At 66.4% G+C, this 18,824-nt stretch carries 17 protein-coding genes; 10 read left to right on the top strand and 7 right to left on the bottom strand.

Annotated elements, in window-relative coordinates; translation table 11 throughout:
• Positions 1-38: 38 nt before the first annotated feature.
• The gene (locus GDR74_RS09010) at positions 39-884 is read right to left on the bottom strand and encodes an alpha/beta fold hydrolase (RefSeq protein ID WP_152585997.1); all 846 of its coding nucleotides are present in this window, start codon (positions 882-884) and stop codon (positions 39-41) included.
• A 49-nt stretch (positions 885-933) separates the two neighbouring features.
• Complete coding sequence (locus GDR74_RS09005; protein ID WP_194164494.1) at positions 934-2,124, bottom strand: pyridoxal phosphate-dependent aminotransferase; 1,191 nt, start codon at positions 2,122-2,124, stop codon at positions 934-936.
• A gap of 223 nt (positions 2,125-2,347) precedes the next feature.
• Between GDR74_RS09005 and GDR74_RS09000 the strand changes: the two genes are divergently transcribed.
• The 5 genes from GDR74_RS09000 to aat all read left to right on the top strand — a co-directional run bounded on the left by GDR74_RS09000 (position 2,348) and on the right by aat (position 6,573).
• Positions 2,348-3,124: a DsbA family protein gene (locus tag GDR74_RS09000; protein WP_152585996.1), complete on the top strand. Its 777-nt coding sequence runs from the start codon at positions 2,348-2,350 to the stop codon at positions 3,122-3,124.
• 152 nt (positions 3,125-3,276) lie between these two features.
• A complete protein-coding gene (aroQ, locus tag GDR74_RS08995) occupies positions 3,277-3,744 on the top strand; it encodes a type II 3-dehydroquinate dehydratase (RefSeq protein ID WP_152585995.1) in 468 nt (155 codons plus the stop codon).
• Positions 3,745-3,771: 27 nt separating this feature from the next.
• Positions 3,772-4,254, top strand: coding sequence for an acetyl-CoA carboxylase biotin carboxyl carrier protein (gene accB / locus GDR74_RS08990; RefSeq protein ID WP_152585994.1), 483 nt, complete (start codon positions 3,772-3,774; stop codon positions 4,252-4,254).
• Positions 4,255-4,259: 5 nt separating this feature from the next.
• Positions 4,260-5,633 carry an acetyl-CoA carboxylase biotin carboxylase subunit gene (gene accC / locus GDR74_RS08985; protein ID WP_152585993.1) on the top strand — a complete coding sequence of 458 codons (1,374 nt, stop codon included), beginning with the start codon at positions 4,260-4,262 and terminating at the stop codon, positions 5,631-5,633.
• A gap of 256 nt (positions 5,634-5,889) precedes the next feature.
• Positions 5,890-6,573: a leucyl/phenylalanyl-tRNA--protein transferase gene (gene aat / locus GDR74_RS08980; protein ID WP_152585992.1), complete on the top strand. Its 684-nt coding sequence runs from the start codon at positions 5,890-5,892 to the stop codon at positions 6,571-6,573.
• 41 nt (positions 6,574-6,614) lie between these two features.
• On the opposite strand, the gene GDR74_RS08975 is transcribed toward aat, so the two are convergent.
• Positions 6,615-7,226, bottom strand: a complete 612-nt coding sequence (locus tag GDR74_RS08975) for a DUF2155 domain-containing protein (protein ID WP_152585991.1) — start codon at positions 7,224-7,226, stop codon at positions 6,615-6,617.
• 164 nt (positions 7,227-7,390) lie between these two features.
• On the opposite strand from GDR74_RS08975, the gene GDR74_RS08970 reads away from it, so the two are divergent.
• A complete protein-coding gene (locus GDR74_RS08970) occupies positions 7,391-8,014 on the top strand; it encodes an LbetaH domain-containing protein (RefSeq protein WP_152585990.1) in 624 nt (207 codons plus the stop codon).
• A gap of 7 nt (positions 8,015-8,021) precedes the next feature.
• On the opposite strand, the gene GDR74_RS08965 is transcribed toward GDR74_RS08970, so the two are convergent.
• Positions 8,022-8,255 carry a hypothetical protein gene (locus tag GDR74_RS08965; RefSeq protein WP_152585989.1) on the bottom strand — a complete coding sequence of 78 codons (234 nt, stop codon included), beginning with the start codon at positions 8,253-8,255 and terminating at the stop codon, positions 8,022-8,024.
• A 23-nt stretch (positions 8,256-8,278) separates the two neighbouring features.
• Entirely contained in the window at positions 8,279-8,692 is a 414-nt protein-coding gene (locus tag GDR74_RS08960) for an NADH:ubiquinone oxidoreductase subunit NDUFA12 (RefSeq protein ID WP_152585988.1), read from the bottom strand.
• Positions 8,693-9,357: 665 nt separating this feature from the next.
• On the opposite strand from GDR74_RS08960, the gene GDR74_RS08955 reads away from it, so the two are divergent.
• The 4 genes from GDR74_RS08955 to GDR74_RS08940 all read left to right on the top strand — a co-directional run bounded on the left by GDR74_RS08955 (position 9,358) and on the right by GDR74_RS08940 (position 16,230).
• Positions 9,358-13,062 carry a vitamin B12-dependent ribonucleotide reductase gene (locus tag GDR74_RS08955; protein ID WP_152585987.1) on the top strand — a complete coding sequence of 1,235 codons (3,705 nt, stop codon included), beginning with the start codon at positions 9,358-9,360 and terminating at the stop codon, positions 13,060-13,062.
• 592 nt (positions 13,063-13,654) lie between these two features.
• Complete coding sequence (locus GDR74_RS08950) at positions 13,655-14,107, top strand: hypothetical protein (RefSeq protein ID WP_152585986.1); 453 nt, start codon at positions 13,655-13,657, stop codon at positions 14,105-14,107.
• The gene (locus GDR74_RS08945) at positions 14,100-15,212 is read left to right on the top strand and encodes a serine/threonine-protein kinase (RefSeq protein WP_152585985.1); all 1,113 of its coding nucleotides are present in this window, start codon (positions 14,100-14,102) and stop codon (positions 15,210-15,212) included. The genes GDR74_RS08950 and GDR74_RS08945 overlap by 8 nt, the downstream gene beginning before the upstream one ends.
• A gap of 193 nt (positions 15,213-15,405) precedes the next feature.
• The gene (locus GDR74_RS08940; protein ID WP_152585984.1) at positions 15,406-16,230 is read left to right on the top strand and encodes an IS5 family transposase; all 825 of its coding nucleotides are present in this window, start codon (positions 15,406-15,408) and stop codon (positions 16,228-16,230) included.
• Positions 16,231-16,348: 118 nt separating this feature from the next.
• Here the strand turns inward: GDR74_RS08940 and GDR74_RS08935 are convergent, their stop codons facing one another.
• Positions 16,349-16,600, bottom strand: coding sequence for a DUF7683 domain-containing protein (locus tag GDR74_RS08935; protein ID WP_152585983.1), 252 nt, complete (start codon positions 16,598-16,600; stop codon positions 16,349-16,351).
• Between the two features lie 4 nt (positions 16,601-16,604).
• Complete coding sequence (locus GDR74_RS08930; protein WP_152585982.1) at positions 16,605-18,773, bottom strand: hemagglutinin repeat-containing protein; 2,169 nt, start codon at positions 18,771-18,773, stop codon at positions 16,605-16,607.
• Between the last annotated feature and the right edge of the window lie 51 nt (positions 18,774-18,824).

The raw sequence follows: 18,824 nt of genomic DNA, 5'->3' as shown, positions 1-18,824 counted from the left end.
TTTTTGTTCTTCCTTTGACTGGAGGGCGGCGGGCTCGTTCAGAGCCTGTCGTCGAGCCAGCCCTCGACGAAGGCGGAGAAGGCCTGCGGGTCGTCGTCGGGCCAGAGATGGCCGACGCCGGGAACTTCGATGCCCCGCCCCTTGCCGATGCAGCGGGCCACCGCCTGGGCCGGGACCTTGAAAACCGGCCGTGTCCTCTCTCCCCAGGCGACCGTGACGGGCATAGGAAGGCCGCGCAGCGCCTCGCAGGCCGTCGCGGGCGGCTCCTCCTGCGCCAGGAGAAGCGGCATGGTGTGGGCGTTCTCCAGCAGGATCCTGCGGCGCTTCTCGGGACGGGCGTCGAAATGGCCCGGACCGCCGGAGGCGTCGATCAGGCGGCGGACCGACTCTTCCAGGGCGCCCTGGGATACGGCCTCGAAGATCGGCCCGAACATGGCCTGCGCGTCCTCTCCGAAGCGGGCGAGTTCCTCCGGCGGCAGCGGGATCGTCCGCACGCCGGGCTCGTAGGCCAGGATCCGGCGGAAGAGATCCGGGCGGCTCAGGGCCGCCTCCAGCGCCACGTGACCGGCATAGGACCACGCCACGACGTCGACGGGGCCGAGGCCGAGGGCGTCGAGGAAGGCGGCGAGGTCCCGCGCATGGGTGGCGACGCCGAAGCGCGGGCCGTCGGCCCGCCACGCCGCGTCCCCGAAATGGCGCTGCGTCGGCGAGAGGCAGCGGAAGCGGCGGGACAGGATGGCCGCATGCGGGCCGAAGGTCCGCCGGTCGCCGAGGGCGCCGTGCAGGAAGAGAACCGGGCTGCCCGTCCCGGCCTCGATGAAGGGAAAGGTGTCCGGGCCGACGGCGCAGTGGCGGACCGGCAGATCGAGGTGATTGGCGTTCATGGCGGCAAGGACAGGGTTCGGAAGCGGCAGGAGAAGGAGCGGACGGCGCCTATCCTGCCCGCCCGAACCAGGCTTTCAGGCGGTTCACGGCCTCCCGGCAGTCGGCCTCCGAACCCGCGAAGGAGAGGCGGAGATAGTGCGAGCCTTCGACGGGGTCGAAGTCCAGGCCGGGCGTGGCGGCGACGCCCGCCTCCTCCAGCATGCGCCTGGCGAAGCCGATGGAGTCGTTGGTGAAGCGGGCGATGTCCGCATAGATGTAGAAGGCCCCGTCCACCGGGTGCATGTCGGCGATGCCGAGACGCGGCAACTCCTCCAGGAGCATGGCGCGGTTGCGGGCATAGTGCGCCTTCACCGCCTCCAGTTCGTCCACGGCGTCGAAGGCGGCGAGCGCCGCGACCTGGGACAGGTAGGGCGGGGAGATGTAGAGGTTCTGGGCCAGCCGCTCGATGGGCCGGACGAGCCGTTCCGGCACCACGATCCAGCCGATGCGCCAGCCGGTCATGCAGTAGTATTTCGAGAACGAGTTGATCACGACCGCATCGTCGTCGCTGGCCAGCGCCGTCGTCGCGGGTTCCCCATAGGTCAGCCCGTGGTAGATCTCGTCGGACACGAACCAGAGGCCGAGCCGCCGGCACGTCTCGCCGAGCGCCCGCAGGGCCTCCCGGCCGATCATCGTTCCGGACGGATTGGCCGGGCTCATGGCCAGGATGCCCCCGAGGGGCTTCTCCGCATGGGCCCGCTCCACCGCCGCGGCCGTCATGATCCAGCCGTCCGCCCGGGTCAGGGGAATGACGACCGGCTCCAGGTCGAGGGCCTCGAGGATGTTGCGATAGGCCGGATAGCCCGGCGCGGTGATCGCGACCCGCTGCCCCCGGTCGAAAAGGCTCAGGAAAGCCAGGACGAATCCGGCCGAGGAACCGGTGGTGACGACCACCCGCTCGGGCGACAGGCTCACCCCGTAGGTATCGCGATAGTGCCGGGCGATGCGCTCGCGCAGCGCGGCCATGCCGAGGGCTTCCGTGTAGCCGATCCGGCCGTGCTCCAGGGCGGCCATGGCCGCCTCCCGGGCGGCGCGCGGAGCCGCGGCGGAGGGCTGCCCCACCTCCATGTGGATTACGCTGTCCCCGCGCCTCTCCTTGGCCGCAGCGGCGCTCAGCACGTCCATGGCGAGGAAGGAGGCGACGCGCTCCATGCGGCGGGCGACGGCGGGCTGGGGCAGATCGGGCAAGGGCTTGGTCATGGCAGGGCCCGTCGTAGCGCCTCCCGCGCCGCGCCTCAAGGCGCAAGAGCCGCCGGCGGGCCCGCGCCGCCGAACAACGAACGCGTGATTTGACGCACCGGCCCCGAACCCGTAACTCTCGCCGGAAACGGCCGCCCCGGCACCGCCCGTGCAGTCGCGGCCCGATCACTCGACCGGAGGCAGGCAGGGCCTGTCCCCGGGCCAGCCCCGCAAAGGACGGACAATGCGCTTCCCGCTCTCCAGATTCTGCCAGGCCGCCTTCGTCCTCGGGGCTCTCGCCTTCGGCGCGCCCGCCATGGCCCAGAAGGCCGAGTTCACCGACCAGCAGAAGCAGGCCATCGGCGAGGTCGTCAGGGAGTACCTGCTCAAGAACCCCGAGGTGCTTCAGGAGGTCATCGCCGAGCTCGAGAAGCGCCAGGCCGAGAGCCAGCGCGTCGCCCAGGCCAGCGCCCTGAAGGAAACGCGCCAGTCGCTTCTCAACGCGCCCCACTCCTTCGTCGTCGGCAACCCCTCGGGCGACGTGACCCTGGTGGAGTTCTTCGACTACAACTGCGGCTACTGCAAGCAGGCGCTCGGCGACCTCCAGGCCCTGGTCAAGAACGATCCCAAGCTCCGGGTGGTACTGAAGGATTTCCCCGTCCTCGGGCCGGATTCGGTCGAGGCCAGCCGGGTCGGCCTCGCGGTCGGGAGCCAGCTCAAGGGCGACAAGCTGTTCGAGTATCACACCAGGGTCCTCGCCACCCGCGGCCGCGTGAACGGGGAGCGGGCGCTCGCCGTCGCCAAGGAGATGGGCCTCGACATGGCCCGCCTGCAGAAGGACATGGCCGGACCCGAGGTGCGGGCCGCCCTCCAGGAGAACGCCTCTCTCGGCGACAAGCTCGGCCTGACCGGCACCCCGGCCTTCATCGTCGGCGACGAGATCATTCCCGGCGCGGTCGGCCTGGAGCCCTTGAAGCAGGTGGTCGCCAACGTCCGCCAGTGCGGCAAGGCGAGCTGCTGAGCCCGGCGGGGCCGGAATCTGCCGCTCCGTAAGCCTCAAAGGGCGAGCTGGGCTTTGGAAAGCCTTGGTTTTCCCCTTTCCCCGGCTTCGCCTTTTGGCTAAGAGGGCGTTTCGGCTCCACCCTTCGGAGCCTTCTGGAACGCTCCACGCGCATGATCAACGTCCACGTCCTCAACGGACCGAACCTCAACCTGCTCGGCCGCCGCGAGCCGGAAGTCTATGGCCGGCACACTCTGCCGGACATCGAGCGGATGGTTCGGGAGAGGGCCGAGGCGCTGAACGTCTCCGTCACCTTTCGCCAGTCGAACCACGAAGGGCATCTGGTCGACTGGATCCAGGAGGCCGGAGCGCAGGGAGCCGGCGTCGTCCTCAATGCCGGCGCCTACACCCACACCTCGATCGCCCTGAGGGACGCTATCTCCGGAAGCGCCACTCCCACGGTCGAGGTGCATCTCTCGAACGTTCATGCCCGCGAAGGTTTTCGCCATCGCTCGCTGATCGCCCCGGTCTCCGTGGGCGTGATCTGCGGTTTCGGCCCCAGGAGCTACGTGCTCGGCCTCGAGGCCATCCACCGCGTCCTGATCGAGCGCGCACAGCAGGCGAAGCCCTCCACCCACTGAATTCCTCAACGATAAGAGGTGAGCCCCATGGCCAAGGACAACCCTTTCGATCCCGATCTCGTGCGTGAACTGGCATCGCTGATCGCCGACACCGATCTGACCGAGATCGAAGTGGAGAAGGGCGACCTTCGCATCCGCGTGGCGAGAACCGTCACCGCGGCGGTGACGGTTCCGGTCGCCGCTCCGGCCCCCGCCGCGGCCCCGCCCGCGGTGGTGGCGCCTCCTCCGGTCGCGGCGGAAGCCGCCGCGCCGAGCGCGAAATCCGCCGCCGCCCATCCCGGCGCGGTCCTCTCGCCCATGGTCGGCACGGCCTACCGCCGTCCGTCGCCCGATGCGAAGCCCTTCGTCGAGGTCGGCTCCAAGGTGCAGGCCGGCGACAAGCTGCTCCTCGTCGAGGCCATGAAGACCTTCAACGAGATCACGGCGCCGCGCGCGGGCACCGTGACCGCCATCCTGGTGGAGGACGGAACGCCGGTCGAGTACGGCGAGCCGCTGCTCGTGATCGAGTAACCGCGATGTTCGACAAGATCCTCATCGCCAACCGCGGCGAGATCGCCCTGCGCATCCTGCGCGCGGCGAAGGAGCTCGGCATCGCCACCGTCGCCGTCCATTCCACCGCCGACGCGGACGCCATGCATGTGCGCCTCGCGGACGAGAGCGTCTGCATCGGCCCGCCCGCGGCCCGCGACAGCTACCTCAACATCCCGGCCCTGATCGCCGCCTGCGAGATCACCGGCGCCGACGCCATCCATCCCGGCTACGGCTTCCTTTCGGAGAACGCCCGCTTCGCCGAGGTGCTGGAGCATCACCGCATCGCCTTCATCGGCCCCAAGGCCGAGCACATCCGCATCATGGGCGACAAGATCGAGGCGAAGCGCACGGCGAAGCGCCTCGGCATCCCCTGCGTCCCCGGCTCCGAGGGCGGCATCACCGACGAGGCGGAAGCCAAGCGCGTCGCGAAGGACATCGGCTACCCGGTCATCATCAAGGCCGCCGCGGGCGGCGGCGGACGCGGCATGAAGGTGGCGCGCACCGAGGAGGACCTCGTCCATGCCCTCCAGACCGCCAGGACCGAGGCGAAGGCCGCCTTCGGCGACGACGCGGTGTACATCGAGAAGTACCTGGAGAAGCCGCGGCACATCGAGATCCAGGTGCTGGGCGACGGCAAGGGCAACGCGATCCATCTCGGCGAGCGCGACTGCTCCCTGCAGCGCCGTCACCAGAAGGTGTGGGAGGAAGGCCCCTCCCCGGCGCTCAACGTCGAGATGCGCGACCGCATCGGCGGCATCGTGGCGAAGGCCATGCAGGAACTGCAATATGCCGGCGCCGGCACCATCGAGTTCCTGTACGAGGACGGCGAGTTCTACTTCATCGAGATGAACACCCGCATCCAGGTGGAGCATCCCGTCACGGAGATGATCACCGGCATCGACCTCGTGAACGAGCAGATCCGCGTCGCGGCGGGCGCTCCGCTCTCGGTGAAGCAGAGCGACGTCAAGATCGAGGGCCACGCCATCGAGTGCCGGGTGAATGCGGAGCATCCGTCCACCTTCCGTCCCTCGCCGGGCACCATCAGCTACTTCCACCCGCCGGGCGGCCTGGGGGTGCGCGTGGACTCGGCCGCCTACCAGGGCTACCGCATCCCGCCCCACTACGACTCCCTCGTCGGCAAGCTCATCGTGCACGGGCGCACCCGCAACGAGTGCCTCATGCGCCTGCGCCGGGCGCTCGACGAGTTCGTGGTGGACGGCATCGACACCACCCTGCCCCTGTTCCGGACCCTCGTCCGCAACCCGGACATCCAGAACGGCCAGTACGACATCCACTGGCTCGAGAACTTCCTGAAGACCGGGGGCATCGAGGGCGAGCAGGGCGGATCGAACGGCTAAGGCATCGAGCGCAAGAGCGGGAACCCGTTCTGCGCGAAAAGATGCGCGCCATCGAAAGCCCGGCGCATCGGACGTGAGTTCGCATTCTCGTCGGATGCTCTGGGCCCCTCTCGGGCCGGGCGGGAAGCGGTTCCCCGCCCGGCCCGTCCAAAACGGAAAGGCCCGACGGGCGCCCCGGTCCTCCCGAAGCGTCCGCTGACAACCCCTTCATGACGCCCTATTTTTCGGGCATCATGCCGTCATCGGGTTCCCATCCATGAGCAGAGCTTCGGACCGCGCTCTCGAAATCACCCCTGAGATCCTCCTCAGGGCCTACGCCGCGGGGATCTTCCCCATGGCGGAGGACGCGAACGACCCGTCCCTGTTCTGGGTCGAGCCCCGCGAGCGGGGCATCATTCCCCTGGACGGCTTCCACATTCCCAAGCGCCTTGCCCGCACCATCCGCTCGGACCGGTTCGAGATCCGCACGGACCGGGACTTCGACGCGGTGATCGCGGGCTGCGCCGCCCCGGGGCCCGACCGGGAGAAGACCTGGATCAGCCGGCGCATCCGCGAGCTCTACGGGGAGCTGTTCGACGCCGGCTACTGCCATACGGTCGAGGTCTACGACGGCGACCGTCTGGTCGGCGGCCTCTACGGCGTGCGCCTGCGCAGCGCCTTCTTCGGCGAGAGCATGTTCCATGTGGAGCGCGACGCCTCGAAGGTCGCCCTCGCCTATCTCGTCGCCCGCCTCAGGCGCGGCGGCTTCACCCTGCTGGACACCCAGTTCGTCACGCCTCACCTCGCGCAGTTCGGCGCCGTCGAGGTGCCGCGGCGGACCTACAAGCAGATGCTCCGCGCGGCCATGGACATCGATGCGGAGTGGAACGTCTGGCCGGACGACGCGCCCGTGCGGGGCGAGGAGATTCTCGCCGCGCTCGCGGAGCCCGCGAAACCCTAGGCCGGTTCAAGGCGAGGCGAGAAGGAACCGGCTCCCGCCGCTCAGCGGTCGTTCGACCGCTCGTTTCCGAGGATCGGCGCCGCGGGCGCCCGGCGGACGGGCTGGCGGGGCAGCGGCGCCGTCTGCACGGGCGGCGGCGCGGGCGCCGCCTGCGCGGGCGCGCCCGGCGGGCTCATGATGTCGCCCGGACGCGACGCCTCCACGGGCCGGCGCGGCTCGCTTTCGAGGGGCGGCGGCTCCTCCGCCACCTCCTTCGGCTCGGAAATGACCTCGGTGCCGCCTTTGCAGTCCACGAGCCAGATGTCGTAGACGGGGTGCTCGATCCCGTGCAGGCCGGGGCTGCTGGCAAACATCCAGCCGGAGAAGACCCGCCGGGGCTTGCCGTCCTTGTCGGTCTCCTCGACCTCGACGAAGGACGTGGTGTTGGGATTCTCGGTCGGCGGCTTGGTGAAGCAGACCCGCGGCGTCATCTGGAGCGAGCCGAACTGGACCGTCTCGCCCACGGCCACCTCGAACGACACGATTCGCCCGGTGATCTTGTCGAGACCCGAGAAGATCCCCGTGGGGTTCTTGATCCTGTCCGCATGGGCCGCGCCGGTGGAGCCCGCCACGATGGCGAGCGTCAGGATGGCCCGCTTGCAACCGAGATTCATTGTGTTCGCCCAAGCCCTCGAGGTCGGACGGCCAAGCGTGGCCGTCTCCTGCATCGTGGGCACGCGTTAACACGGCAACGGTGTTCGAAAAAGGGCAAGTCCGGGAGGGATGGCCTTCCGCCACGAATAAATTACGCTTGCCGTCCCCGACCCGCGGAGCCCCCATGGAGATGCAAGTCCCGGCCGCCGACGCGGCCCGCCGCGCCCTCGGTTTCCTCACCCTCGAGGAAACCGCCGCCCTGGCAGGCGCAGGCGCGATCCTCCCCTCGCCCCAAGTCGTCCTGGTCTCTCCCGGCGTCGTGCTCGGCGAAGGCGTCGTCCTGTGGCCCGGAACGGTGCTGCAGCGCCTGGAAGGCGGCGCGCTCTCGCTCGGCCCGGGGACCGCGTGCTTTCCCGGCACCCGCATCGTCGCGGCCGGCGGGCATGTCAGAATCGGGGCGGAAGCGGAGATCGGCGAGGAGGGCGGCTTCACGATCAAGGCCGAGGACGGAGCGGTCGTCGAGGTCGGCTCCGGCGCGCGCCTCCTCGGCGGCGGCTCGCTCACCCTGTCGAATCGAATCGGCCGCGGCGCCCAGGTCCTCGGCCCCATCCGCTGCCAGAACTGCCGCCTGGGCGACGGGGGCACCCATCGCGACCCCGACCCCGATTCCCGCGGCGGCGTGCTCAAGGGAGCGGGCGTCGCCCGCAACGTGGATGTCCCGCGAGGTCACGCGATCCAGGCCTTCGGCCTGTTCGGGGAGGCGCCGCTGCGCCCCCAGTCCTTCTTTCATCCGCCGCCGAAAGGCTGAGCGATTCTCAGGAGAAGAAGGAGCGCTTCTCCAGCGGATTGGGCGCGGGCTCCCGCATGGGATCGCCTTCCTTCGCGCGCCGCTCGAAATGCGCCGTGGAGCAGGCGCTGGAGCACAGAAGCCCCCGGTCGGACCAATAGGCGGGCCCCTTCTGGACCCGGCCCGCGTGATAGGCGAAGTCGGAATGCCCGTAAGGTAGGCCGCACTCGACGCAGGCTCGGGGTCTCTGGCTGTTCAGCATGGCGCCGGAGGGCCGCAGGCCCCCTACTCTCCCGGCGTCCAGGGCACGTAGTCGCCGGTCGCGGAGGGACGCTTGCCGGTCGACAGCATGGAGCCGGAAGGCCGGTAGGCCATGGCCGTTCCGGTCATGTTGGGCAGATGCGGCTTCTCCCACGGGCGCGGCGCATAGGCCTCCTCGCTCGGCGGCACGTCGCCGTTGTGGCAGAGCCAGGCGCGCCAGCCGGGGGGCACGCGGGAGGCGTCGGCGTCGCCGTTGTAGACCACCCAGCGGCGCTCGGCGCCCACGTTGGAATCGATCGGCTGGGGCTGGACGTAGCGGTAGTACCTGTTGCCGAACTCGTCCGTGCCGACGAAATGACCGTGGCGCCAGGTGTGGAAGCGGGTGCCGAGGGTCGTCCCGTTCCACCAGGTGAAGAACTGCGTCCAAAACTGTTTCATCGCTGCCGCCGAAGGGGTTCGAAAATTCGGGCGGAATATGGCTTCAGCCCGCCGCGAAGTCCAGCCTTCCCGTGGGGCGATTCCCTTGCCCGTTTCCCTTCCGCGCCGGGGATGCGATTCGTGGCCGGGATTTCCCCGGACTCCGGGTTTTCCGGCCTTCGCCGGCCCCTTCGGGCCCACCCGTCCCGGCTCCCTCGCCGGAGGCCACCGTGTCGCCTCCCGTGCCCCGTTAACCCCGATCCGAAATCGACGCCGTTACGTCACCGACAAGCGGGTGCCGGGATTCTGAAAGGATTCTCCGAGGCTTAGCAACTTTTCCACATTTTTAACATCTGCCCACTATATATAGTTGGAACAGAGGCCGTCGCTACAAGTTCTTGACGCAAGGCTCCCAAGATGACTAGCTTGCCGGAGTGCCGATCTGAGACCGGCAGCCCCTCTGAAAAGAGGGGTTGGAATCTCCCAAGAGTCAGCGTCAGAGCCGCGCGGCAAACGGTTTGCCGCGGGGCCTGTGGTGTCCGAAGGAGACGAGACTCGGGCGTGCTGCGTGTGGCGGTCCGGCCAAACGGACCGTGGGGGCGTCAAAACATTACGTGGGGCTTAAGTGCCGCGGACGCGTTTCGCGGCCCAGGGACGTTTTGTCCCTGACAAGAGGAAACAGACCGATGCGGATCGAGCGGCGTTATACGACTAGCGGGCAGTCGCCCTACTCCTCCCTCGCCTTCCGGCTCGCGACGAGCGAGATCCGCAACCCGGACGGCTCGGTCGTCTTCAAGCTGGACAACATCGAGGTCCCCGAGACCTGGAGCCAGGTCGCCTGCGACGTGCTGGCCCAGAAGTACTTCCGCAAGGCCGGGGTTCCCGCCCGCCTGAAGCGGGTGGAGGAGAACGACGTTCCCTCCTGGCTGTGGCGCTCGGTGCCCGACGAGGCCGCCCTCGCCGAACTGCCCGAGAACGAACGCTACGGCTCCGAGACCTCCTCCAAGCAGGTGTTCGACCGCCTCGCCGGCTGCTGGACCTACTGGGGCTGGAAGGGCGGCTACTTCTCCTCCGAGGAGGACGCCCAGGCCTTCTACGACGAGCTGCGCTACATGCTCGCCAACCAGATGGTGGCGCCGAACTCGCCGCAATGGTTCAACACCGGCCTGCACTGGGCCTACGGCATCGACGGCCCCGGCCAGGGCCACTACTACGTGGACTACAGGACCGGCAAGCTGACGAAGTCCAAGTCGGCCTACGAGCATCCGCAGCCGCATGCCTGCTTCATCCAGAGCGTCGAGGACGACCTGGTGAACGAGGGCGGCATCATGGACCTGTGGGTCCGCGAGGCGCGCCTGTTCAAGTACGGCTCCGGCACGGGCTCCAACTTCTCGAAGCTGCGCGGCGAGGGCGAGAAGCTCTCCGGCGGCGGCCGCTCCTCCGGCCTCATGTCGTTCCTGAAGATCGGCGACCGCGCGGCGGGCGCCATCAAGTCGGGCGGCACTACCCGCCGCGCCGCCAAGATGGTGGTGGTCGACGTCGACCATCCGGACATCGAGGCCTACATCGACTGGAAGGTGAAGGAGGAGCAGAAGGTCGCCGCCCTGGTCACCGGATCCAAGATCGCCGCCAAGCACCTCAAGGCCATCATGAAGGCCTGCGTGAACTGCGAGGCGGAGGGCGACGCCTGCTTCGACCCGGAGAAGAACCCGGCGCTGAAGAAGGAGATCAAGCAGGCCCGCCGGATGCAGGTTCCGGACAACTACATCAAGCGCGTCATCCAGTTCGCGCGCCAGGGCTACACGGACATCGACTTCCCGATCTACGACACCGACTGGGATTCGGAGGCCTATCTCACGGTCTCGGGCCAGAACTCCAACAACTCGGTCTCGATCGCCGACGACTTCCTGCGCGCGGTCGAGAAGGACGGCGACTGGAACCTCATCCGCCGCATCGACGGCAAGGTGGCCAAGTCCGTGAAGGCCCGCGACCTGTGGGAGCAGATCGGCTACGCCGCCTGGGCCTCCGCCGATCCGGGCCTGCACTTCAACACCACCATGAACGACTGGCACACCTGCCCCGCAGGCGGCCGGATCCGGGCGTCGAACCCGTGCTCGGAATACATGTTCCTGGACGACACGGCGTGCAACCTCGCCTCCGCGAACCTGCTCCAGTTCTATGACCGGGCGGCCAAGCGCTTCGACGCGGACGCCTTCGAGCATGCCTGCCGCCTCTGGACCGTCGTTCTCGAAATCTCGGTGCTGATGGCGCAGTTCCCGTCCCGGGAGATCGCGGAGCTCTCCTACGCCTACCGCACCCTGGGCCTCGGCTATGCCAATATCGGCGGCCTGCTCATGACCATGGGCCTGCCCTACGACTCGGACGAGGGCCGCGCGCTCTGCGGCGCGATCACCGCCATCATGACCGGCGTGTCCTATGCCACCTCCGCCGAGATGGCGGGCGAGCTCGGCCCGTTCCCGGAATATGCGAAGAACGCCAAGCACATGCTGCGCGTGATCCGCAACCACCGCCGCGCCGCGCATGGCCTGTCGGAGGGCTACGAGGGCCTCTCGGTGAACCCGGTGCCGCTCGATCACGCCGCCTGCCCCGACCGTGACCTGGTCGACCACGCCCGCCGCGCCTGGGACCGCGCCCTGGAGCTCGGCGAGAAGCACGGCTACCGCAACGCGCAGGCCACGGTGATCGCGCCCACCGGCACCATCGGCCTGGTGATGGACTGCGACACCACCGGCATCGAGCCCGACTTCGCGCTGGTGAAGTTCAAGAAGCTCGCCGGCGGCGGCTACTTCAAGATCATCAACCGGGCCGTACCCGACGCGCTGCGCGCCCTGGGGTATCGCGAGTCCGAGATCGCCGAGATCGAGGCCTACGCGGTCGGCCACGGCTCCATGCGCCAGGCGCCCGCCGTCAATCCCGGCTCCCTCGCCGCGAAGGGCTTCACCCCCGAGAAGATCGACGCGGTGGAGAAGGGCCTGAAGAGCGCGTTCGACATCAAGTTCGTGTTCAACCGCTGGACGCTGGGCGAGGACTTCCTGACCCAGACCCTGAAGGTGCCGGCCGACAGGCTGAACGACCCGTCCTTCGACCTCCTCGCCTTCCTCGGCTTCTCGAAGGCGGACGTCGAGGCGGCGAACATCCACATCTGCGGCGCCATGACCCTCGAGGGCGCGCCGCACCTGAAGCGGGAGCACTACCCGGTCTTCGACTGCGCCAACCCGTGCGGCAAGATCGGCAAGCGCTACCTCTCGGTGGAGAGCCACATCCGCATGATGGCGGCGGCGCAGCCCTTCATCTCGGGCGCCATCTCCAAGACCATCAACATGCCGAACGACGCGACGGTCGAGGACTGCAAGAATGCCTACATGCTCTCCTGGAAGCTGGCACTGAAGGCGAACGCCCTCTACCGCGATGGCTCCAAGCTCTCGCAGCCCCTCAACGCGGCGCTCATCGCCGACGAGGAGGAGGACGCGGAGGACGCCGCCGAGACGCTGGCCGCCCTGCCCGCCGCGGCGAAGGCGGCGAACCTCTCGGAGAAGATCGTCGAGAAGGTGATCGAGCGCGTGGTCGCCGTGCGCGAGCGCGAGAAGATGCCCGACCGGCGCAAGGGCTACACCCAGAAGGCCGTGGTCGGCGGTCACAAGGTGTATCTGCGCACCGGCGAGTATGACGACGGGCGGCTCGGCGAGATCTTCATCGACATGCACAAGGAGGGCGCGGCCTTCCGGGCGATGATGAACAACTTCGCCATCGCCATCTCGCTCGGCCTGCAATACGGCGTGCCGCTGGAGGAATACGTGGAGGCCTTCACCTTCACGCGCTTCGAGCCGGCCGGCTTCGTCCAGGGCAACGAGCGGATCAAGTCCGCGACCTCGATCCTCGACTACGTGTTCCGCGAGCTTGCCGTGTCCTATCTCGGGCGCAACGACCTCGCCCATGTGGATCCGTCGGAGGCCGGGCCCACCACGATCGGCCAGGGCGAGGCCCAGTCGAAGGCGCCGGAGCCCGCGCCCGCCGCGGCCATCGTCTCCCGCGGCTTCACCCGCGGCACGGTGGACCGCCTCATGCTCATCCCCGGAGGCGGCGGCGCCGCGCAGCGCACGGGCACCGGCCCGGCGACGGTCGGCGCGAACGCCCTCAAGAGCGAGCTCGCCCAGCCCGCCCCGCAGGAGCGGCAGGTCGGCGAGGCCGACATGGCCAGACTCGCCTTCTCCCCGCCCGCCACCTCCCCCTCCCTCGCCGACCGGCGCGCGGAGGCCAAGATGAAGGGCTACGTCGGCGAAGCCTGCCCCGAATGCGCCAACTTCACGCTGGTGCGGAACGGGACCTGCCTGAAGTGCGATACGTGCGGCAGCACGACGGGGTGTTCGTAAGGCAAAACGACCTAGATGTGCCGACACCCATAGTTTGTCGGCACAAGCAGGATGTGTGTCGGCATAGGTAGCTATAGTTTGTCGGCAAGCAAAAGTGAGGACGCCCGCATTGGATTTCAGAGATCTCCCAGGGGCGTCCTTAGGGCCCGAACTGTCGGACCTCACCGCCCCCGGTTTTCTTGGCATCGTAAGGAACGGAAAGTGCTTTATGTGTGAAAGCTGCGGATCGACGACATGGCAAATGGCCGCGAGATCAGGTCGCTGATGTTGTGGGCACCCGCATAGGATGGCTGAGAGTGGAACCATAGTTAGGCTGAATTTACCCTTCAGCCTGACTCAATTGTCACATCAGCCCGCCGCAGTCGCATATGGCAAGCTGCGAAGACCACGTCCGTGCTTTGCATGAGTGCATCCTCAGCCATCGTTAGTCCACCTCACCCGAGCTCCTGCTGGGAAGGTGCGAGACGGATTGGGGATGCTCAAGAAACAGTAGCCATCCTCGCAGCGGATCCGCAGCGGTAATGGCGATCGTAAAACAGCGAGCGCACGGACGCATGCCCGGCGCCAATCAGATTCGATGGGGGCCAGGCACGTGTCGGCACTCGGTTTCAACATCAAGAAGGGCGAGCTCTGGCACTGTGTCCTGAGCGGCACACGCCGTGAGCCCGTCTACGTCTCGCATAACCGCGACCGCTTCGATCCTGACCAGCCTAGGATCGCGCTCGCAAACTACTTCAAACAAACATTCGGAGAGATCATCTCTCGGACTGCGCCGGGCCGACTCGCCTATCGATTGTCCCTCGACGCCAACAGCGCTGATCAGGTAGCCTATCTCACCTTCCCATTCGGCATCTTGAACCTCGTGGCCCACGACCGCAGCCTGCCGATCAGCGAGTATGTGTCCCAGTCCTTTTCCAAGAAGGCCCTGGGGTTTGTCGGGAACAAGTTCGAGGCCTGCGATGAGATGATCGCCAACCGCCCGGAGAAATGGGGTGATCCGGAAAAGTTGGCTGCACTCGCCGCATGGATGACCCTCGATGCCTGAGCATACTTACCGCGTGCAACCCGGCGAGGTTCTCCTCAACAAGTTCGAGGTAATACGCCCGCTTGGCCATGGCCATTTCGGCGAGGTCCACCACGTCATCAATCGGCCCGTGGGCCGCCCTGCGGCTCTCAAGATCATCGAGGTCACCGATCCGACCACGCACCGCGCCGTGGTCGAGGCGCAGGCACAAAACCTCTGCTCCCACGACCACGTCGTGAAAATTCACGGCGCGGACGTAATCGACGGCTTCGTCCTCATCGAGATGGAGTTCATTGAGGGTGGTTCGCTCGGCGACCGGCTGATGCAGGGATTCGTCCCCCTGATCGATGGCGTGCAAGCGGTGAAGGAGGTGCTCTTCGCCCTGGAGCACGCCCACACGCGAGGGATCGTGCATCGAGACGTGAAGCCCGCGAACATCATGCTCGCGCAGAACAAGGCGAAGCTCTCCGACTTTGGCACCATCATCCAACCCCAGACGGGGATCAGGGTGACCGATCTTTTCTACCAGTTTCATGCTGCGCCCGAGGCGGTCAACTCGGGCGAGTTTTCTCCGCTGGGTGATGTCTTCGCCGCAGGCCTGACCTTGCTGCGGGTGGCCAACAACATGCCGGGTTGGGGAACCGTGATCGATGATGCCGGGGCTTGGGAGACGGATCTTCGCAACGGGACGATGGCAAGGCGAATTGGGTTCAAGCCCTACCTGCCGAGGGTGCTCAAGTCGATCCTGAGGAAGGCCTGTGAACCGGATCCAACGCGGCGCTATGCCAGTGCGGCGGCCTTCCGCGAGGCCCTCGAACGCTTGGGCTTCGCCCGCCGCTGGGTGCGCGTGTCCGATAATGAATGGACCTGTGAGAGCATAGGCCGGGTCGAATCCGTCCGCTATGTCAATGGACGTCGCCCCACCGTCGAGTTTTTCAGCGGCTCCCGCAGGCAGCTGGAACTTTGTGGTACTTTCGGAACGGAACGTGAGGCGCGCGAGCACATGGACCGGATCATCGCCGAAACCACCATTGGGCGCGCTGCCCCTGCCCGCCGACATCGGACAAACCGCAGCGGAACACAAGGAGCCAGGGGCAACGTCGCTAGGGCCGGCGATCTACCATAGAGCAGAGGCATATGGCTCCCCTACCCACTGGGGAGGACAGATGAACCTCTGTGCGACCCAAACGAAAAAGCCCGGCCTCCGGGGAGAACGGGCAGGATGCCTTCGCATCTCTGCCTCGCGCGATATTAGAGCCTGTTTGGGAAATCGCCATAAGGGGATTCCTGTCGGGCCTTGGTTGTGATTCAAGCTCTGGATGTGGACGCCAGAGCAGCGGGGCCGGATGGCCAGGATCGCCCGGAAGACGAAGCGTTACCCGTCCGATTTGACGGATGAGGAATGGGAGCGGATCGCACCGCTCATGCCCGCGCCGGGTCGCCGTGGCCGGCCACGCGAGGTGGAGTTCCGGGAGGTGATCAACGCGGTGCGCTACCTGGTGCGCTCCGGCTGCGGCTGGCGCATGCTGCCGATCCATTTCGGGCACTGGCGCACGGTCTACGGGTGGTTCCGCGAACTGGCCCGCCGTTTCCTGTTCCAAACCATCCATGATGTCGAGCTGATGCTGGATCGGGAGCGGGCCGGACGTGAGGCGAGCCCGACAGCGGCCGTGATCGACAGCCAATCGGTCAAGGCACCCTCTGCCGCAACAAGGGGGTACGATGCCGGCAAGAAGATCGTCGGGCGCAAGCGCCATATTGCGGTCGATACCGACGGGCGGCTCCTGATGGTCAACCTGACGCCGGCCGACATCTCCGACAGTGCCGGAGCGCAAGCCATCCTCGACGCCATCCGCAAGCGCTGGCCCTGGGTGAAGCACCTGTTCGCCGACGGCGCCTATGACAGGCTCAAGCTGATGGACAAGGCTGCCTATCTCGACTTCATCGTCGAGATCGTCCGCCGACGTGACGACGGCCAGGGCTTCGAGATCCTGCCACGCCGCTGGGTCGTGGAGCGGACCTTCGGCTGGATGATCCGCTGGCGGCGGCTCGTGCGCGACTACGAGCGCCGCATCGACGGCTCACACGCCATGATCCTCGTCGCAATGGGCGGAAACCTCATCCGAAGAAATGCACACTCCTGAATTTCCAAACGGGCTCTAAGCTCATTCAGGCTATCATCTGGAAGATCAATTCGCGCCAAGTACCCAGAGTCATATTTTTGATAAATAGCGATATATCGCGCTATCTTCCGACGCATCTTCAATCAGTATAACCGCATTGAACAGAATAGTCATATTTATCCAATTCCAGATGCATTCCAAATTCTTTCTTAATACATTTAGCCGCTTTCTCAGTTACATAGTAATTATCATACATAAATGGATCGTCTAAAGGCGGATCAAATATGCATTTTAACGTTTCAAGACTGTCATCGGGCAGGCTTAACTCTCCTAACTTTCTGCCATCTTCACCTTTCTCGTAAAAAGAGACGTAGCGGATAATTTTTTGCATTATGTTATTTCCCTGTCGTTCTACCCGGCACGGGCGGCTTGGTTTGATTGCCGGTTTTTGGATCGAACTCACCAAGATGCTTCTTTCCAGTTTTATCATAGACTTCAAGAGTACCGTGCTGCTTATCCCATTCATAAATCTTGCCCTTGCCATCGGTCCATCTTGGACGGCCAGAAACGTTCTTGGCTTCTTTTAGGCCTGGGAACCCGGTTATCTGCTCAGGCGACTTAGGAGCAGGATAATATTTTTGATCTGGATTTCCATTGATGGCGACGATGATGCCGGTGCCGAACAGAGCCTTGTCGGCAATATCCATCATCTCCTGCTCGCCGATCTTCTTCGTCCCGGCATCCGTGATCGTGAACCCCTCCTTAACGGCGAACTCACCGGACGGAAGACGGTCGATCACATAGCGCGTCTCCTCGCCTGTAGGACTGATTACGGACAGTGTCTTCTCGAATGTCGCCCCGGAGCCACGCAGGACGATCTTCGTCCCGTCATCCTCGACGATCTCTCTGTTGAGCGAACCACCCGTCGAGTTGGTCGACGCGATCAGGAAGGCGCCTGCGAGAGCCAGGGTCCCGGCTCCAGCGGCAACACCAGCCTCATAAATCACCGCAAGCGCACGGCTCGCGAGCTGTCTATCGATCGGCATCATCGTGCCGTCGATGGCGATGGTGCAGACACCCTGTGCATAGGCCGGCGTGAACAGCAGGTCGTGCATATTGAAGCCCTGGCGTCCGACGCAGCCGACCACCGCATCTTGAACTTCTTTCTTGGCGATATTTTCCTTGATCGCCTTGAGCTTCCTGCCGTCTTCCGCAGAAACCTCTCCTTTCTTCACTTGCTGATCGATCATTGCGTCGGCAGCTTGGTCGAACGTCTTACCAGTGAGGTCGAGAGCCTCGGCTGTGTCACGTATGGCTTGCTTGATGGTAGTCGGGACGTCGGCCAAAGCCTGTGGCAAGCGAGCGAAGTTCTGCCGAATTCCTGCAAAGTCCGTAACGGCTTCCTTGATGGCATCGGACGACACATAGACGTTGACGCCCTCGCGGCGGTCCTTGGTGATCACCTGCGCCTGCGTCACGTCGCGGTTGATGCCCTTGACGTCCTGCTTCTGCTTGGCCTCGTTGCGGACCGTCACCGTGCCCGCGCCGACGGTTGCACGCGTCGTCTGCTCGCGGTCATGGCTGGCGTACGAGCCCTGAACCGTCACCCCCGGCAGCTGGCCCGGTGTGCCCGGCGTCGACACCCCCACCTGCCCCGAGACCGAGCTGCCCCGGTCGTGGTCCCGGAGGTCCTTGTACCCGAGCGTGCCGGTGTCGAGCGTCAGCTGACCCGTGGCGGCGTTGAGCACCGCCCCGTTCAGCTGCGTGTGCTTCTCCACCCGCGCGTCGAGCCGGTTGGTGGCATAAAGCCCCGTCTGCTCGCTCACCCACGCCTTGTCCGACGAGCCGCTGCCGCCCCCGACGTTCACCGAGGCCGAGGACGGGCCGATCAGCCCCACCGTCACGCTGCCGCCCACGTTCATCGACGAGGTGCTGCCATGCGCCTTGTCCTGGCGTGAGGTCACGGTCAGGTTGCGCCCGACGTCGAGCACGATGTCCTGCGCCTTTACGGTCGCGCCCGCGAACGTCGCGTCCCGCCCGGTGGTTGCCGCGACCTTGCCGCCGGCCTTCAGCTGCGCGTTGACCTGCGTCTCGCTCCACGACGACGCGTTCGCCCGCGACAGCCCGCCCTCGGCCGTCAGGCCCAGCGTGAAGCCCGACGCCCCGGCGCTGGCCGCCACTCCCACGCCGGCATGCCAGTCCGACGAGGAGGAATAGGTCGCCGTGGAGGACCGGGCGCTCTCCACCTTGAGGTCGCGCCCGGCCGTGAGGGTGATGTCCGTGACCACATCGGCCTGGGTGCCGACCAGCCGGATGTCCCGGCCCGCGTTCAGGCTGAGCGAGCCCGCCTTGATCGTCGTCGGCACCGCCGTCACCGAAACCGACTGGCTCGTGGCGCGGGAGCCGGAGGCGCCCACGGTCGCGCTGACGCTCACGGTGGGGTTGGTGAGCTGCTTGATGCCGTCGAGGGCCTGGAGCGTGCCGCTGGCGATGCCGATCGCCTTCAGGCCCGCATTGCCGTGGCCGGACGTGAAGGTGGCCGGCGCCTGCTGGAGCTGGCGCACACCTCCTTGGCCGATTGGTACGAACTCTCGCGATTGAGCCCCGCCAGCAGC

The organism is Microvirga thermotolerans (assembly GCF_009363855.1).
Classification (GTDB): Bacteria; Pseudomonadota; Alphaproteobacteria; order Rhizobiales; family Beijerinckiaceae; genus Microvirga; species Microvirga thermotolerans.
Note: the sequence above shows the minus strand (reverse complement) of the source record. Positions and strands in the feature narration are given on the sequence as shown.

Excerpts from the sequence above, each read along its gene's own strand:
- GDR74_RS09010 (WP_152585997.1), bottom strand. The coding sequence starts at position 884 with ATGAACGCCAATCACCTCGATCTGCCGGTCCGCCACTGCGCCGTCGGC.
- GDR74_RS09005 (WP_194164494.1), bottom strand. The coding sequence starts at position 2,124 with ATGACCAAGCCCTTGCCCGATCTGCCCCAGCCCGCCGTCGCCCGCCGC.
- GDR74_RS09000 (WP_152585996.1), top strand. The coding sequence starts at position 2,348 with ATGCGCTTCCCGCTCTCCAGATTCTGCCAGGCCGCCTTCGTCCTCGGG.
- aroQ (WP_152585995.1), top strand. The coding sequence starts at position 3,277 with ATGATCAACGTCCACGTCCTCAACGGACCGAACCTCAACCTGCTCGGC.
- accB (WP_152585994.1), top strand. The coding sequence starts at position 3,772 with ATGGCCAAGGACAACCCTTTCGATCCCGATCTCGTGCGTGAACTGGCA.
- accC (WP_152585993.1), top strand. The coding sequence starts at position 4,260 with ATGTTCGACAAGATCCTCATCGCCAACCGCGGCGAGATCGCCCTGCGC.
- aat (WP_152585992.1), top strand. The coding sequence starts at position 5,890 with ATGAGCAGAGCTTCGGACCGCGCTCTCGAAATCACCCCTGAGATCCTC.
- GDR74_RS08975 (WP_152585991.1), bottom strand. The coding sequence starts at position 7,226 with ATGAATCTCGGTTGCAAGCGGGCCATCCTGACGCTCGCCATCGTGGCG.
- GDR74_RS08970 (WP_152585990.1), top strand. The coding sequence starts at position 7,391 with ATGGAGATGCAAGTCCCGGCCGCCGACGCGGCCCGCCGCGCCCTCGGT.
- GDR74_RS08965 (WP_152585989.1), bottom strand. The coding sequence starts at position 8,255 with ATGCTGAACAGCCAGAGACCCCGAGCCTGCGTCGAGTGCGGCCTACCT.
- GDR74_RS08960 (WP_152585988.1), bottom strand. The coding sequence starts at position 8,692 with ATGAAACAGTTTTGGACGCAGTTCTTCACCTGGTGGAACGGGACGACC.
- GDR74_RS08955 (WP_152585987.1), top strand. The coding sequence starts at position 9,358 with ATGCGGATCGAGCGGCGTTATACGACTAGCGGGCAGTCGCCCTACTCC.
- GDR74_RS08945 (WP_152585985.1), top strand. The coding sequence starts at position 14,100 with ATGCCTGAGCATACTTACCGCGTGCAACCCGGCGAGGTTCTCCTCAAC.
- GDR74_RS08940 (WP_152585984.1), top strand. The coding sequence starts at position 15,406 with ATGTGGACGCCAGAGCAGCGGGGCCGGATGGCCAGGATCGCCCGGAAG.
- GDR74_RS08935 (WP_152585983.1), bottom strand. The coding sequence starts at position 16,600 with ATGCAAAAAATTATCCGCTACGTCTCTTTTTACGAGAAAGGTGAAGAT.